General features: G+C 54.2%; 16 protein-coding genes. 4 read left to right on the forward strand and 12 right to left on the reverse strand.

The genetic code is table 11. The annotated features are described in order from the left end of the window. Window positions 1–9: 9 nt before the first annotated feature. A complete protein-coding gene (locus AAC599_RS01765) occupies window positions 10–618 on the forward strand; it encodes a DJ-1/PfpI family protein (protein ID WP_340148684.1) in 609 nt (202 codons plus the stop codon). Between the two features lie 83 nt (window positions 619–701). Then, on the forward strand, window positions 702–2,060 hold the full coding sequence (locus AAC599_RS01770; protein WP_340148685.1) for an MFS transporter: 1,359 nt from the start codon (window positions 702–704) through the stop codon (window positions 2,058–2,060). Between the two features lie 3 nt (window positions 2,061–2,063). On the opposite strand, the gene AAC599_RS01775 is transcribed toward AAC599_RS01770, so the two are convergent. Next, window positions 2,064–2,378 carry a heavy metal-binding domain-containing protein gene (locus AAC599_RS01775; RefSeq protein ID WP_340148686.1) on the reverse strand — a complete coding sequence of 105 codons (315 nt, stop codon included), beginning with the start codon at window positions 2,376–2,378 and terminating at the stop codon, window positions 2,064–2,066. A gap of 20 nt (window positions 2,379–2,398) precedes the next feature. Further along, window positions 2,399–3,997, reverse strand: a complete 1,599-nt coding sequence (gene purH / locus AAC599_RS01780) for a bifunctional phosphoribosylaminoimidazolecarboxamide formyltransferase/IMP cyclohydrolase (protein WP_340148687.1) — start codon at window positions 3,995–3,997, stop codon at window positions 2,399–2,401. A 157-nt stretch (window positions 3,998–4,154) separates the two neighbouring features. On the opposite strand from purH, the gene AAC599_RS01785 reads away from it, so the two are divergent. Further along, on the forward strand, window positions 4,155–5,465 hold the full coding sequence (locus AAC599_RS01785; protein ID WP_340148688.1) for a nucleotide sugar dehydrogenase: 1,311 nt from the start codon (window positions 4,155–4,157) through the stop codon (window positions 5,463–5,465). A 5-nt stretch (window positions 5,466–5,470) separates the two neighbouring features. Here AAC599_RS01785 and AAC599_RS01790 read toward each other — a convergent pair whose 3' ends face one another. The 3 genes from AAC599_RS01790 to AAC599_RS01800 form a co-directional block, all read right to left on the reverse strand. Continuing rightward, window positions 5,471–7,123: a heparinase II/III family protein gene (locus AAC599_RS01790; RefSeq protein ID WP_340148689.1), complete on the reverse strand. Its 1,653-nt coding sequence runs from the start codon at window positions 7,121–7,123 to the stop codon at window positions 5,471–5,473. Next, on the reverse strand, window positions 7,120–7,785 hold the full coding sequence (gene rpe / locus AAC599_RS01795; protein ID WP_340148690.1) for a ribulose-phosphate 3-epimerase: 666 nt from the start codon (window positions 7,783–7,785) through the stop codon (window positions 7,120–7,122). The genes AAC599_RS01790 and rpe overlap by 4 nt, the downstream gene beginning before the upstream one ends. A 77-nt stretch (window positions 7,786–7,862) precedes the next feature. After that, window positions 7,863–9,149, reverse strand: a complete 1,287-nt coding sequence (locus tag AAC599_RS01800; protein WP_340148691.1) for a transcription antitermination factor NusB — start codon at window positions 9,147–9,149, stop codon at window positions 7,863–7,865. A 103-nt stretch (window positions 9,150–9,252) separates the two neighbouring features. On the opposite strand from AAC599_RS01800, the gene AAC599_RS01805 reads away from it, so the two are divergent. Then, window positions 9,253–9,411, forward strand: coding sequence for a succinate dehydrogenase assembly factor 4 (locus AAC599_RS01805; RefSeq protein ID WP_340148692.1), 159 nt, complete (start codon window positions 9,253–9,255; stop codon window positions 9,409–9,411). Window positions 9,412–9,423: 12 nt separating this feature from the next. Here AAC599_RS01805 and AAC599_RS01810 read toward each other — a convergent pair whose 3' ends face one another. The 7 genes from AAC599_RS01810 to rpiA all read right to left on the reverse strand — a co-directional run bounded on the left by AAC599_RS01810 (window position 9,424) and on the right by rpiA (window position 16,024). Continuing rightward, window positions 9,424–10,338, reverse strand: a complete 915-nt coding sequence (locus AAC599_RS01810; RefSeq protein ID WP_340148693.1) for a DMT family transporter — start codon at window positions 10,336–10,338, stop codon at window positions 9,424–9,426. Between the two features lie 83 nt (window positions 10,339–10,421). After that, window positions 10,422–12,170 carry a tryptophan halogenase family protein gene (locus AAC599_RS01815; protein WP_340148694.1) on the reverse strand — a complete coding sequence of 583 codons (1,749 nt, stop codon included), beginning with the start codon at window positions 12,168–12,170 and terminating at the stop codon, window positions 10,422–10,424. A gap of 95 nt (window positions 12,171–12,265) precedes the next feature. Further along, window positions 12,266–12,679 (reverse strand): EVE domain-containing protein, encoded by a 414-nt coding sequence (locus tag AAC599_RS01820; protein ID WP_340148695.1) that lies wholly within the window; start codon window positions 12,677–12,679, stop codon window positions 12,266–12,268. Between the two features lie 8 nt (window positions 12,680–12,687). Continuing rightward, complete coding sequence (locus tag AAC599_RS01825; RefSeq protein WP_340148696.1) at window positions 12,688–13,851, reverse strand: acyl-CoA dehydrogenase family protein; 1,164 nt, start codon at window positions 13,849–13,851, stop codon at window positions 12,688–12,690. An 82-nt stretch (window positions 13,852–13,933) separates the two neighbouring features. Continuing rightward, complete coding sequence (locus tag AAC599_RS01830) at window positions 13,934–14,221, reverse strand: YciI family protein (RefSeq protein ID WP_340148697.1); 288 nt, start codon at window positions 14,219–14,221, stop codon at window positions 13,934–13,936. Window positions 14,222–14,243: 22 nt separating this feature from the next. Beyond that, complete coding sequence (locus tag AAC599_RS01835) at window positions 14,244–15,245, reverse strand: NAD(P)H-dependent glycerol-3-phosphate dehydrogenase (RefSeq protein ID WP_340148698.1); 1,002 nt, start codon at window positions 15,243–15,245, stop codon at window positions 14,244–14,246. A gap of 101 nt (window positions 15,246–15,346) precedes the next feature. Beyond that, entirely contained in the window at window positions 15,347–16,024 is a 678-nt protein-coding gene (gene rpiA / locus AAC599_RS01840; protein WP_340148699.1) for a ribose-5-phosphate isomerase RpiA, read from the reverse strand. Between the last annotated feature and the right edge of the window lie 8 nt (window positions 16,025–16,032).

Genomic DNA, 16,032 nt, shown 5'->3' on the forward strand with positions numbered 1-16,032 from the left:
TCCTGCGACTTGCGAAAAATTGCCGCATTAGTTTTTCCCGGATTCGAGCTTTTGGATCTTTTTGGACCCTTGCAAATGTTCGGGATGATGAAGAATGACTTTCGAATGCAGATAGTTGCGCAAAGCAAGTCTGCGGTTGAAAGTAATGCGGGACCTCAGGTTTTTGCGGAGGCGGATTTTGAAGATGCGATCGATTATGATCTCATCCTTATTCCCGGAGGGATGGGAGCACGGCAGGAAATAAATAATATTCGGTTGATCGACTGGATTGTGACGGCGGCAGGTCGCGCGGAACTCACTATGAGTGTGTGCACGGGAAGCGCCCTTCTTGCCAAGTCCGGTGTTTTGGATGGCCGCCGCGCTACAACCAATAAGATGGCGTTCGACTGGGTAAGTTCGCAATCAACCGCTGTAGACTGGCAGAAACAGGCGCGGTGGGTAGAAGATGGTACCTTCTATACTTCTTCAGGTGTTTCTGCGGGGGTGGACATGTCATTGGCAGTCATTGCGCGGCTTCACGGAAAGGATCAGGCAAGAAAAGTTGCCACCTGGTCGGAATATGAATGGCATGAAGAAGCTGGTAGGGACCCTTTTGCCCAAATTCATGGGTTGGTTTGAAAATAGACATCAAACGTGATTGTCTAAATCCTATCATTGTCGTAGCGTAAATCCTTCAGGGGAGCGGAAAAGGTGGGAATGACATGACCGCAATCAGTGAGGGGATGCCGCGCGAAGCAGGGCGGCTTGGAAAATTTTCCTGGGCCCTGTTCGACTGGGCGAACCAGCCCTTCTTCACCGTTGTCACGACTTTCATTTTTGCCCCTTATTTTACGTCCTTCGTGGCGGCAACCCCGGCGGAGGGGCAGGCCTATTGGGGTTATACCCAGGCAATAGCGGGTGCCTTGATTGCCATTCTAAGCCCGGTGTTCGGATCGATCGCGGATGCTGGCGGTGCGCGCAAGCCTTGGATACTGTTTTTTAGTGTTCTCTGTGCTATCGGTGCCTTCTCGCTCTGGTGGGCGGTTCCCGGATTGGAGAGCGGCATATTCTGGATACTTGCGGGGATCGTGGTCGGTACCATCGGGGTCGAGTTCAGCATTGTCTTCAATAATGCCATGTTGCCAAGCCTTGTTCCCGCCGGAAGTATGGGTCGATTGAGCGGGTTCGGCTGGGGGCTTGGTTACATTGGCGGACTGATCGCACTTTTTATCGTACTTTTTGGCTTTTCCCTGCCGGAGGTCCCGCTGTTCGGGCTGAGTAAGGTTACCCATGAGCCGGACCGGGTTACCGGACCCATGTCAGCCATCTGGTTGCTTGTCTTTATCATTCCGATGCTGCTCTTTACGCCGGACAGGCCCGCAAATGATCTGCCGAAATCGGCGGCGGTGCGTCAGGGACTTAAATCCCTGATGACGACACTCCGCTCGCTAAAGGCTCATCGCAATATCGTCTTCTTTCTCATTGCCCGGATGTTCTATAATGATGGTATTCTGGCCCTTATTGGCTTTTCGGGAATCTATGCTGCCGGGCTGTTCAACTGGGGGACGACGGAGCTTGGCATCTTCGGAATCCTGATCAATTTCTTCGCGATTGCCGGCTGTTTTATTGGCGGCTATCTGGATGACAGGCTCGGCTCCAAACCGACAATTGTTATTTCTGTACTAGGGCTCGCCTTTGCTTCCGTCGGGGTTCTCTCCATCAGCGATGGTCAGGTGCTGTTCGGATTGCCCGCTGCCATGCCGGTGGAGGAGGGTGCCTTGTTCGCAAGTCCGGCGGAAATGGTCTTTATGGTTTTCGCCTTCATCATGGGGCTGTTTTTCGGCCCGGCGCAGGCCGCCAGCCGGACGCTGATCGCACGGATGGCGCCGCCGGAAAAAGCCGGGGAATTTTTCGGGCTTTTTGCGCTGTCCGGAAAAGCAACGGCATTTGTCGCTCCGCTCATGATCGGTATTGTCACATCGGCGACCGGACAGCAACGCCCGGCCATGATTGTGATATTCATCTTGCTGATGATTGGTGCGGCACTGATGAGTTTCGTACGCGAGCCCGCACACAAATGATTGTCAGGTCAGCTTTACGGCGGTCCCCGAGACGGTCACCATCAACATGCTGTCGCCGATAACCTCTACATCAACGCTGATCCCGACGATGGCGTCCGCACCGATATCGGCGGCCTCATCCTTCATATCTGAAAGCGCATGAGCACGGGCATTGCGGATTTCCTTCTGGTAAGCATCGGACCGTCCGCCAAGCGTGTCCGTGACGCGGGCGAAAAAGTCGCGGATGAAGTTGGAGCCCATAACGGCCTCTCCGCCGACAACGCCCATATATGCGGAAATCGTTCTGCCCTCGACGGACCCGGTTGTCGTGATTATCATTTGCCCTTCCCCTGTTTTTATCAGTGACGGAAATGTCGCATGCCGGTGAAGACCATGGCAAGCCCCGCCTCATCGGCGGCGGCGATTACTTCATCGTCCCGCATGGAGCCTCCGGGTTGAATGATGGCGGTGGCGCCTGCGTCTGCGGCCGCAAGGAGACCATCGGCGAAGGGAAAGAAGGCATCGGAGGCGACAACCGAGCCTTTCGCCCAGGCCGTCGTCTCACCCGCATTCTGTGCGGCTTCCAGCGATTTGCTGGCGGCGATTTTGGATGAGTCAACCCGGCTCATCTGCCCTGCACCAACGCCGACCGTGGCGCCATTCCGGACATAGACAATTGCGTTGGATTTCACATGCTTGGCAACGGTAAAGGCGAATTTGAGGTCCTTCATCTCCTGCTCGCTCGGTGCGCGCTTGGTGACGACTTTCAGCTCGGGAGTTGCAGTCAGGGCATTGTCCCGATCCTGAATGAGATAGCCGCTTGCCAGCGATTTGACGAGACGGCCCGGCACGGTCGGATCGGGCAGGCCGCCAGTAAGCAACAGGCGAAGGTTTTTCTTCGCCGCAATGATATCCTTCGCGGCCTCATCCGCCTCCGGCGCGATAATCACCTCGGTAAAGATTTTCACGATTTCCTCGGCGGTCGCCGCATCCAGTGTCTGGTTTAGGGCAATGATCCCGCCGAAGGCAGACGTGGTATCGCAGGCAAAGGCGGTCTTATAGGCTTCCGCAAGGGTTGGCGCCATGGCGACACCGCACGGATTGGCGTGCTTGATAATGGCACAGGCCGGGCCGCTCACCTTCGGGTCGAACTCCGCGACCAGCTCGAACGCGGCGTCGGTATCATTGAAATTATTATAGGAAAGTTCCTTCCCCTGGACCTGCGTGGCCGTGGCGACACCGATACGCTTTTCATCATTGGCGTAAAAGGCCGCGGACTGGTGCGGATTTTCGCCATATCGAAGTGTTTGCTGTCGTGCTCCCGCAAGAACGAGACGGTCCGGATAGACATCCCCCAGCTGCGCCGCATACCAGTTTGAGATTGCCGCATCATAGGCGCCGGTTCGGGCATAGGCCTTGGCGGCGAGTTTCTTGCGTGTTTCAATGCTCGTCTTGCCGCCAGTCTCGGTCAGCTCGTCGATCACCATCTGATAATCGCTGGCATCAACGATAACATTAACGAAACCGTAGTTTTTGGCGGCCGAGCGGATCATTGCCGGTCCGCCGATATCGATATTCTCGATGCAGGTATGAAAATCGGCTCCCTTGGTGACGGTCTCTTCGAAGGGGTAAAGATTGACGACAACCAGGTCGATGCCACCGATCTGATGATCTTTCATTGCCTTCACATGATCCGGATTGTCGCGAAGGGCGAGAATTCCGCCGTGAATTGTCGGATGCAGGGTTTTGACCCGTCCGTCCATCATTTCCGGAAAGCCCGTATGGTCGGCCACTTCGGTGACCTTCAGACCCGCGTCCATCAGCATTTTGGCGCTACCGCCGGTAGAGAGAATTTCAATGCTTAGAGCGGAGAGAGCCTTGCCAAGTTCGACAAGGCCGGATTTATCGGAAACGGAAATTAGGGCGCGGGAAACAGGTTGCAAATCGGTGCGGGACATCGATGGAATACATCCTCTGAATCAGGTGTTGCGGGAGTATGCGCCCTATAGCACGCAAGACGGATTTGCGGAACCTTTTAACGAAAAAAAAACTTGGACAAACTATTATCTCGGCGTTACCAACGTCACACATATATATTACGGAACAGAGTATCCCATGGCGAAAACAAAACCGTCGGCCCTCAAAGGTCACGACAAGGTCAGCAGCAAAACCAAAATTTCTATTGTCGGTCTTGGCTATGTCGGGCTTCCCCTTGCGGTCGCGCTGGCCCGAAGCTTTGATGTCATTGGCTTTGATGTCAACAAGGAGCGGGTAAGAGAGCTTCGTCAGGGTTTTGACCGGACGATGGAAATTGATACGCCGAACCTTCGTGCCAGCAGTATGCGCTTTAGCACCGACATCAATGACACGCGCGATGCGGATATCCATATTGTGACGGTTCCGACGCCTGTCGATGAGAATGATAAACCCGACCTTACACCACTCAAAGGTGCCTGCTCGGCGGTAGGCCCTGTGCTGAAACAAGGCGCCATTGTCGTCGTGGAAAGCACGGTCTATCCGGGCGTCACCGAAGACGTATGCGGGCCGCTTCTGGAAGAAACCTCCGGCATGACATCAGGAGAAGATTTTTATCTTGGCTATTCGCCGGAGCGGATTAACCCCGGTGACAAGGTCCATACAGTCGATAAAATCATCAAGGTTGTCTCGGCGCAGACGGACGAAGTGACGGATATTCTGGCGGATGTATATGGGTCCGCAACAACGGGCGGAACCTATCGTGCGCGTAACATCAAGACCGCCGAGGCGGCGAAAGTGATCGAGAATGCGCAGCGTGACATCAATATCGCCTTTGTGAACGAAGCCACGATGATTTTCCAGAAACTAGGCATTTCTGCCTATGATGTGCTGGAAACAGCGGGCACGAAATGGAACTTCCTGAATTTCACCCCCGGTCTTGTGGGCGGGCATTGCATCGGTGTCGATCCTTTTTACCTCGCCCACCGGGCCAATGAGGTCGGCCATTTCGCCGACCTTATCCTGACCGGCCGTCGGATCAACGAGAATATGGGTAAGTTCATTGCCGACAGTGTGCATGACAATCTCGACGGCAAAAGCAAGATTCTCGTTCTTGGCGTGACGTTCAAGGAGAACGTTCCCGACATTCGCAATACCAAGGTTGTTGATATCATCCGTGTCCTGCGGGAGCATGGCCATGATGTTGATGTGCATGACCCGCTTGCAGACAAGGATGAGGCGCAGCAGTTCCTCGATATTGATATTATTGAAAGCCTGTCCGATCTGCATGGCTATGATGCGATTGTGGCTGCGGTTGCCCATTCGGTCTATCGCGATCTTTCGACTTCGGCGATTGAGGAAATGCTGGGCGGTAAGGGATTGCTTGCCGATGTGAAGGGTATTTGGCGTGAAACCGAGTTTTCACCCTCGATCAAGCGCTGGCAGCTCTGATAACCTCATTCTGAAAGCCGGGTAAGGGCCCATTTAATCAGGATCGGTTCCTGATCGATCAGCTGTCCGCTGATGACAATTTGCTGGTTATGGCGGCGCTCTCCCGGCATGCTGCAATATACGCTTTCTTCCAATGCAAGGCGCGGGGCGGCAGTCAGGAATTTCCAGCCTGTCCCGCTCGGGGTGCGGATCAGGATATTCTTGCCGCTGGCGCTTCTGGAAATACTTAAATCCGGGTGCAGATGGAAGCGCAGGCTGAAATGGGAGCGGCCGGATGGCGGCATTCTTTCCGGGATGATCTGGTCTTCGCCACGCAGTGCCTGTCCGCTTGCATCCAGGTAAAGCCGACGTCGATGCAGGACACCGACGGAGTCGCGATAGCCGGTGCTTTCCAGATCCAGCCAGATATTGCCTTCATCCTCATTGCGGGTGACATGTTCCGGGGGTTCACTCGAAGATCCCCGCGGCGGAAATACAGCGTTGATGTTATCGAATCCAAGTGTTGAATAGGCGGCGGTTGCGGCAAGTGCCTTGCCCCAGGCCGAGTCAGGGTCACGGACGGCGCCGCAATTTACAATCAGCCTCTCTCGTCCGTAGCTGAACTCGAAGCTTAAAAGCCCCGCATCGCGCTGGATTTGCGCATCCCGTCCGCCTTCTCCGCTTTCAAGGATGAGCAGGGCCCGCCCCGCCTTCAACCGCTCGAACCCGCCTTGCGGAAAGCGCTGGGGCGGCCGACCGGTGGCATCCGAGAGGGTCAATATATTATCGCAAAGACCATCCGGCAGCCGCAGGCCGCCGTTGAAGAGAGCGAGACTGCCATCACCATGCTGGAAAAAGCGGATGGCCGGCGCCAGGCGGTCAATTGTATTGTTGATGGCAACCGGCACCATTTCATTGGCCGACATCAGGGTGTTGCGAATACCGATCAGATCCCCGAGGAGACCCAAATGCCGTTCGGGGTTGCGGGAAATGTGGCAGCCGTCCGCCAGTACAACGCGCCCAAGCTCCGTTTCAAGGGATGCCAGAATCTTTGCGCATTGCTTGCTCATATCAGGAAAGGCAAGCGCGCCGTAAAGCAACGCCTGCCACGTTGATATTCGGTCCGGGTCTTTCGTTTTACTTCTCGCGAGACGGCTGAGGTGAATATACTGACGGCGCAAAGAGCGCAGGAATTTATAATTGAAGTCGCTTTCTTCTGCCGCCAGAAGAAACGGGCTGTGGCAAAACCAGGCAATAAGACGCTTTGAGAGAACATCCTCATCCCAGACATAGGGGCGAAAAGTGCCAAACTCCGTGATCCAGGAAGTGATCAGGGCGCGCGCGTGGCGTTTGGCCGCCTCACTGCCATTTGCAACAAAATCCCGTAGCCAGGCAAATTCATGTAACTCTTTATGCCACGCGAGGGGCATTCCCTCGACATGCCAGGGTTCCTGATCATCCTGCTCAAGGCTGAAGCCCCCAAACTTGAAATGTCCCTGAAAAATACTGTCGGCGCGCTCGCCGTCTCCGGGAAAAATATCCACGGGCGCATGGACAAGGCGCTTGGGAACGCGGCTTTTCAACAGGGCCTGATAGGCCCCGCTTGCATATATTACATCGGAAATCAGTCGCCGCGATGGAAGGCCTCCTTTCGCAGGCGTTATCGCGGTTTTGATCATGTGCGTCCCAATACCGACTTGATATTGGCGGCATACTGTTCGGCGCCGCCCTTGAACACGGCACTGCCCGCAACGAGGAGGTCCGCTCCGGCCTCAATGACCCTGGGCGCTGTTTCCGCATTGATGCCGCCATCCACTTCGAGGTCGATATCGCGCCCTGATGCATCAATCATTGCGCGGATGGTCTTGATTTTTTCAAGCTGCGAGGGGATGAATTTCTGTCCGCCAAAGCCGGGGTTGACACTCATCACCAGAATGAGATCCACGTCATCCATGATATGCTCCAGTGTGGAGGCGGGGGTGGACGGATTGAGCGAGACACCTGCCTTGACCCCGTGAGATTTGATCAGTTGCAGGCTGCGGTGCAGATGCACGCCCGCTTCCTGATGCACGGTAATGATATTGGCGCCCGCATCGACAAATTCTTCGATATAGGGATCGACCGGAGAAATCATCAGATGACAGTCAAACGGCAGATCGGTATAGCCGCGCACGGATTTGGTTACGGCCGGTCCGAAACTGATATTGGGGACAAAGTGACCGTCCATGACATCGACATGGATGAAATCCGCCCCGGCGTTGGTGATGGCGGAAATTTCCTCACCGAGCTTTGCGAAATCAGCGGCGAGGATGGACGGGGCTATTCTGACCGGTTTACGCATGGAAATTCCTTAATACGGGCGCCTTATCTGTTCAAACGGCAGATTCAGCATTTCTTTACCATGACAAATTGGGGGGCTCAAGCTATGCCGGTATATATTTTACGAAGGCGGGCGGCGTAAAAGCCGTCCATGCCGCCCATATGACAGGGCAGGGATCGTAGATCCCCTTGTGGATTTATGAGCTCCGAGACCCCTCCGGTCTCCGCCGGTTGGATCGGTTCACGTTCCAGGCTTGGATCGCGCTCAATCAGGGTAGCGATCTGGGCTTCTCCTTCTTCAGGCTGAAGAGAGCAAACGCTATAGACAAGCAGGCCGCCTGGTTCGAGCATTAGCGACGCTGCATCCAGAAGGCGGCTTTGCAAGTCCGTGAGTTTGTCGACATCGGCCTGAGATTTCAGATAAGCGACATCCGGATGACGGCGCAGCGTTCCGGTGCTTGAACAAGGGGCGTCGAGCAGAATGGCATCCGGAGCCTTTTCTGGCATGAAAGTGGCTGCATCACCGACGATGGTTGTCACGGGCAGGTTTAGCCGAGCCATATTCTCCTGAAGTCGTTTGAGCCGGTTCTTCGAGCGGTCGAGGGCAATGACATCCGCCCCGGCCGCCGCGAGCTGTGCCGTCTTGCCGCCAGGCGCGGCGCAAAGGTCAAGCACTGGCTTTCCCGTAACATCCCCGAGCAGTCTGGCAGGCAGGGCAGCAGCGGCATCCTGCACCCACCATTCTCCCGTATCGAAGCCCTGAAGCTCTTTCAGCGACGACATCGTTGAGCGTCGGAGTGTGCCGGTCGGCAACAGGGTTGCCTCAAGTTCCGCCGCCCACTTTTCCGGATTGCCTTTTACGGAAAGATCGAGCTCTGCCTCGGTCAGATGTGCTGTCGCGATCTCGCGGGTGATCTCCTCACCATAATGTCCTACCCAGGTCTTCCAGAGCCACTCAGGCGTATTGGCGCGCGGCATATCCATTTGCGCCAGAAGTTTCCGACCCTGACGATCTGAGCGTCGGAGAAGGGCATTGACAAGCCCTTTGTGTTTGCTGCGCTCGGGCACCAGTGAGACTGTGTCATGCACGGCGGCGTGCGAGGGAATTTCCATGAACAGAATCTGGGCAATGCCGATCCGGAGGATATGACGTATGTCGTGCGCTTTCTCCGGCAGCGGGCGATCCAGCATTTTATTGATTAGCTGATCAATGATTCCGAGATGACGTATACTGGTTGAGGCAATCGCGCGTGCCAGCGCCCTGTCCCGCGGGCTGAGTCCCTGCAATACAGGATCAAGAGCCTCTTCAAGTGGCTGGTGTTTTTGTAGGACACAGCCAAGAAGACGGACAGCGGCACTACGGGAATTGATTGACGGAGCGTTCATGCGCGGCTTCTATCTGAATTTCGCCTTGCGGTCTATAGAGGCTTCGGAAATACTTGCACCCAATTTAATGAGAGCACCCATTGGATAGGACAAACGGAAACAGATGACGGAAAAAAAGACGGAGAATAAACCCGAATCTCAGGAAAACAAATCGGCTGCCATTAAGCAGAAGCAGGCAAAAGGCGAGATTGGCGGCCCCAAAGGATTGGAGCCAACCCGCTATGGCGATTGGGAACGTAAAGGAATTGTCAGCGATTTTTGAGCGTTGAGCCCTTCAGGAGGGCTTTCCCTTTTCAGATAGCCAAATTCCGAACAGGACGAGCGCGAGCGCGGCCCCCTGGAACATCTCAAACGGTTCATCCAAGACGGTGACGGCGAAGATCGACGCAAAGATTGGAACCAGATTGACAAAGACGCTGGCCCGGCCGGGTCCCAATATGCCGACGCCGACGATAAAGGATATCTGGGCGATCGAGGAGGGGAACAATGCCACAATGGCAATAATTATCCAGCCGTTGATCGTGGGGGCCTGAAAATAACCGAGGCCGGTTTCGATGAAGACGAAGGGGATGGATGTCAGAAATGCCGCAAATGCCATCATTGAAATGAAAGAGAGCGCAGATACTTCCGGCCGAGTGCGTAGTGCTACGGTATATCCGGAATAAAGGACGCAGGCGAGGAGCATCAATGCATCGCCGAGATTAATCTCCAGGCTGGCGAGGCGCGCAAAGGACCCCCCGGACGCGACGATTGTAACCCCGATAATTGTCAGGGAAACGCCAACGGATTGAAGGAGGGTTACTTTGTTCCGGAAAACCAAAAACGCCCCGATCAATACAAAAACCGGCATTGATCCCTGCAGAATGCCGATATTTACGGCGGTTGTCGAATGCGCCGCCAGATAAAACAGCATGTTAAACCCGGTGAAGCCAAATGCGCCCATGACCATAAAATAAAAGATACAATGCTTCAGAACAGGCCAGTCGCGACGAAGATGGCGATAGGATATCATCGACAGGATCACCACCACCAGCAGCCAGCGAAGGCAGACAAGAGCCATCGGTGACACCTCCCCAACAGCGAGCCGACCCAGCACGGCATTCATCGCCCAACAGGTCGTTGTCAGGGTCAGAAGCATATAGGCGCGAATGTTAGAGGCTTGCGCTGCCGTTGGATCAGTTGGGGGCATGATGACTTCCGGCGGATATCAAAGAATGGAATGCGACCTTACGCGATCAGGCTGTGATCGCCAAACGCTTTTATTGTGGTCGTCTAAAGGATATGCGAGCCGGAAAGATCGTCTTGTTCGGCTTTTTTGGCTGGTTCTTCGGACTTCTTCGCGGCAAATCTGATACTTGGTTTCATTGGGCCTCCACCAAGCTGAACAGTCGCCTGCGGCATCTGAATTCCACCGGGTGGAGCACCAAATGCAGGTCCGCCAAAGCCGCCAAAGGAAATGCCGCTTTGCGGCACCTGAGCGTCATCTTCGCCCCGGATTTTCCGAAGCAGCTGATAATGATTTGGCAATCCGGCGAGCTTCTTTTGCTCATACTTTAGAAAATCAGCAATCCGTTGATCCCAGTCTTCACGGACAATGAATCTTTCCGCAGGATAGCGAATTCCACCCAGGTATCCTTTTGAGAAAAGAATGGTGTTATAGCTGAAGTAATTGAAAAGATAGACGCCATCAAAATCGGTATTTACCGGAAGTGTGTGACGATATTCCTCCAAAAGATTCTCAACGCTTTCAGGAAGCTCCATTTCCTCGCGCGCCACTCGCCAGTATTCGCTGTCCTCACGATTATTTGTGCAGTAATGCAAGATAATGAAATCCCGGATGGATTGCATCATTTTCTCGGTTTTCTCATTGAAACGTTGCGACAGGATCGGGGGAAAGCTCTTATCTGGGAAATTAATGAGCAGCAGCTTCACAAAATTCTCAATCATATAGATTGCAGTTGATTCCAAAGGTTCGATAAAGCCGGCAGAAAGTCCGATCGCGATACAGTTTTTCTCCCACGCCCGTTCCATGCGGCCGATGCGAACCGGGATAACCCGGGGCTCGGCTTTTTTCCCATCGTCACCGAGATGGGCGAGAAATTCATCTCGTGCTTCATCATCGCTACGGAAATTGCTGGAGAAGACATATCCCGTTCCGATGCGGTTATAGAGGGGAACACGCCAGACCCATCCGGCGCCAAGCGCTGTCGAGTTTGTGCAAGGTTCAATCTTACTTACATCGCGATGGGGAATCTGGACGGCCATGGCACGATTGTTTAGTAGATATTTGCTGTAATCCCGGAAGGGAACCCCCAGCACCTGATTGATGATAACGCCCTTAAATCCGGTGCAATCAATAACCAGCTCGACCGGATGGCGGCCTTGTCGCTGCAGCTTGAGGGCGGAAATATAGCCACGTTCATCCTGCTCGATTTCTTCCACATCGTCGAGCACGTGATTGACGCCCCGTCCGATCGAAATTTCCCTGAGGAATTCAGCGAATTTTCCAGCGTCCAAATGATAAGCATAATTTAGCTGACTTTCGTAGTCGCCATGCGTCAGCAGTTTCGGCCCTACTTTTGCGGCAATTGCGGCACCACTGACAGCCAAGCAATCGTCAATATTATCGCGACCCGGCGGACCGCCAAATTTATGAAAATGATAAGCGGGGTTTTGTCCCCCCAACTGTGTGGAAATACCGTCGAAGGGATGGATAAAGGAGGTACCGCGCCCTTGCCGGTCATGATTCCAATTGGAGAATCGCACACCTAGCTTGAAGGAGGCATTACACCTGATGAAGAATTCCTTCTCCGAAATACCAAGGCTTCTCAACAGGCCCGGCATGGTTGGCACCGTTGCTTCCCCGACGCCAATCGTAGGAACATTTGGTGATTCGATAAGTGTGATTATTACAGGGTTTTGCTTGTTGCGCAGGTTCATAAAGCGGACGAGAAAAGCCGCCGTCAGCCAGCCAGCTGTCCCCCCGCCAACAATCGTTACTTCGTTGATCTGATTATCCATGCCAGTCCCCCAACCCATGAATTCAGCCTGAAAATATTAGGGTTTGGTTCTAAGGCCGTCAAGCACGGGAAAGAAAGCCGCCATGAGCTTTGGGGTTATAGCCCGCCCATCTTGCTGATCAGCTTCCAGGATGGCTCATCCACCGGTACAACGGAGAGACGGCTCTGACGCACGAGTGCCAGCTCTTCAAGGCGTGGTTCGGCCTTGATATCCGCCAGAGTTACCGGATTTGGCATGGATTTGACGGCCTTGACGTCCACCATGCCGAAACGGCCCTTTTTATCGGTGTGATCGGGATAATATTTCTTGATCACCTCGACGATGCCGACAATCTGTTTCTCGGAAACCGAATGATAGAAGAAGCACAGATCACCGATCTTCATCTCCTTCATATTGTTCGATGCCTGATAATTCCGGACACCATCCCAGAAGGTGCCTTTCTCTCCTGCGTCGAGTTGATCCTGCCAGGACCAGGTGCCCGGTTCCGATTTTACAAGCCAGTACTTCATCAAGGCTCCTATTTTTTGCGTTTGCCCGGAAATATTCCCATCTGCTTGGCGACGATTTCGAGCATGATCTCGTTCGCGCCGCCACCGACGGAAGACAGTCGAAGATCGCGATATCCCCGGGAAATCCAGTTCTCCGACATAAAGCCCTGTCCGCCCCAATATTGCAAGCATTCGCTCGGAACTTTGTTACAGAGCGTGCCGACAAGATATTTTGTCATCGATGCAAGTTTGGTGACGTCATTGCCGTTGATATATTCCTCGATCGAGCGGTAAAGCAATGATCGGGCGGACTCGACCAGTGTCTGCAGCTCCGCCATTTTGTGATAGACGACCTGCTTGTCGAGGAGCGTGTCGCCAAACACCTTGCGCTGGCTTGTGTATTCGATGGTATCTTCGATCGCCATTTCACAGCCGCGCAACGCGCGCGCCGCCACATACATTCTCTCTTCCTGGAACTGCCGCATCTGATATGTGAAGCCCATATTCTCCTCGCCGATCAGGTTGCGGACGGGCACGCGGACATCATCGAAGAATATCTGTGCCGTATCGGAACAGCGCAGCGCCATCTTGTCTAGCTTGCGGGCAACGGTGACGCCCCTTGTTTTAAGTGGCACAATAATCAGGGATTTATTCCGGTGCGGGCCACCTTCTTCTGAGGTATTCACCAGCAGGCAGATCCAGTCGCCCTGAACCCCATTTGTGATCCACATCTTTGAACCGTTGATGACATAGTCGTCGCCGTCGCGCTTGGCATATGTTCGCGTATTGGCAACATCCGATCCGGCCGCTTCCTCGCTGACGCCAATGCAACCCACCATTTCACCGGCAATCGTCGGCACTAGAAACTCCTGCTTCAGTTCCTCGCTACCATAGTTGGTGAGAGCGGGGGTGCACATGGTTGTCTGAACACCGATGGCCGTGGAGACACCATTTGCGCGAATACTGCCGAGTGCCTCCGCGAAAACCATCTCATATGAGAAATCGAGATCCAGCCCCCCATATTGCACTGGCTTGCCGATACCGAGAAGGCCCGCATCCGCCATTAGCTTCATGACATCATGGGCGGGGAAGATCCCCTCTTCTTCCCACGAATCGACATTCGGATTGATATGCTCGTCGATAATCCGGCTAACGGTATCCTTGAGCGCGATATGCTCCTGCGAAAACAGCATGTGACCACCTATTGCTTTTTATTATTATTAGATGGTCACTACATCATAATATCAGTTGAATGGCAATCGTCGGGCTGTCCCTTTAGAGACCTCCGCCAATGGCATGTTTCCATGGCTTTACGATAACACTATCGAACAGTCCTGCCGTGCCATATGGATCACCGGCAACCCAGGCTTTCGCAGCTTCAAGGTCTGCATCCTCAAAAATCAGGAGGCTGCCATTCGGGGTTTCTTCATCGGCTTCCGTCGTCGGACCTGCCAGCTTCAGGGCATCGCCTTTCGCTTTCAGAAAGGCAAGATGATCCGGGCGTGTGTCAAGACGGACCTGCAGATGTCCCGGTTTGTCCGTGCAATGAGCGATAAACAGCATTTTCTTTCTCCTATTTCATTCTTCAAAAACCGGCGAGCTTTTCGTCGCGAAACGGTCGGGCTAGCAATTCTTCAACGGCGCTAGAAACGGCGATCCCTCCGTTCAGAATCTCATCGACAGCAAAACAGATCGGCATTTCGATATTGAATTTCTCCGCAAGGCGGCAGATGGCGGAGGCGGTATAGACGCCCTCCGTTACAGCAGTGCGTTGCTGCAGAATTTCTCCAAGAATATCCCCCTGACCCAACGCCGCCCCGAGGGAGAAGTTCCGCGAGGCGGTTGAGCTGCATGTCAAAACGACATCCCCGAGCCCGGACAGGCCCATCAGAGTCTCAGCACGGGCCCCCAGTTTGTCACCGAGTCGCAGGATTTCCGCCATGCCGCGGGTGATCAAGGCGGCACGGGCATTCTCTCCCAGGCGCCCGCCGGATACAACACCGCAGGCGATGGCCAGCACATTCTTGACGGCGCCGCCGATTTGCGCGCCGATAATGTCGTCAGAGAGATACGGGCGGAATGTCGGCAAACCAATTGCTTTCACCAATGCGGCTCCGATATCCGCATCCCGGATTGCCAGCGTCGCGGCGGCGGGCAGTCCTTGCGCAATTTCTCGGGCGAAATTCGGTCCTGAAAGTATGGCGAGGGTATTCTCCGGTGCGATCTCTTCGATCACTTCACTCATCAGTGAGCTTGTATCCTGTTCAATTCCCTTTGCGCACATGACAAGCACGGTGTCGGGAGATAAATCCGGTTTCAATTGGATGAGTGCGTCCCTTACATGCTGCGCCGGCACCACCAGCAGAAGGATGTCCGCATCGGCCGCGCGGGCAAGATCATCGGTCGCCTCAATCCCTGACGGAAGCGGGATATTGTCTAGATACTTGCGATTGGTTCTGTCGCGGTTGAGCGCGCTTGCATGCTCTGCCTGTCGCGTCCAGAGGAGGACGTCGTTCCCGCAGTTGCGTGCTGTGATCGCCAGCGCCGTTCCCCAGGCTCCTGCACCAATAACATTGATCTTTGTCATCCGCTCTGCATGTTCCGTTCCGTCAGAGTTCAAGATTGTGATTGAGTAACATGAACCATAGCTGCCACGAAGTGGAGAAATAACATTGCTTTATGACGCAATTAAATCTCGATCACCTCGATACCGTTGTCCGTTCCGATGATAACAGTATCTGCAAAGCCGATGAACAGTCCATGCTCGACGATACCCGGCATGGTACTCAGTGTAAGAGCAAGGGATTCCGCATCGTCAATTTTCCCGAAATCACAGTCGTAGATATAATTTCCTTCATCGGTCACGAAGGGCGTTCCGTCTTTGGCCAGTCTGAGTTCAGGATCGCAGCCTAGAGCTTCCAGCCGTGGTTTCAGGGCCGGTGCGACGAACTGGACAACCTCGACAGGCAGTTTGAAGGCGCCAAGCTGATCCACTTTCTTCTTTGCTTCCGCGATGACGATCATTTTATCGGAAAGGGAGGCAACGATTTTCTCGCGCAGATGAGCGCCGCCGCCGCCCTTTATCAGGCGACCTTGTGGATCGACCTCGTCGGTGCCGTCAATGGTGAGGTCGATGATGCTGACTTTGTCCAGACCAACAATGGGAATACCAAGGTTTCGGGCCTGCGTCGCCGTCGCCTCCGATGTGGGAACGCCAGTGATCTTGAGGCCCGCCGCTACTTTCTCTCCAACCAGATCGACCATTTTCGCCGCCGTTGACCCGGTGCCAAGCCCGACAACCATTCCGTCTTTTATATAGGTCACCGCTTTTGCGGCTGCTGCCTGTTTCTGTTCGTCTTCTGTCATTTTCAAGT

This window comes from uncultured Sneathiella sp., from assembly GCF_963976355.1.
Classification (GTDB): Bacteria; Pseudomonadota; Alphaproteobacteria; order Sneathiellales; family Sneathiellaceae; genus Sneathiella.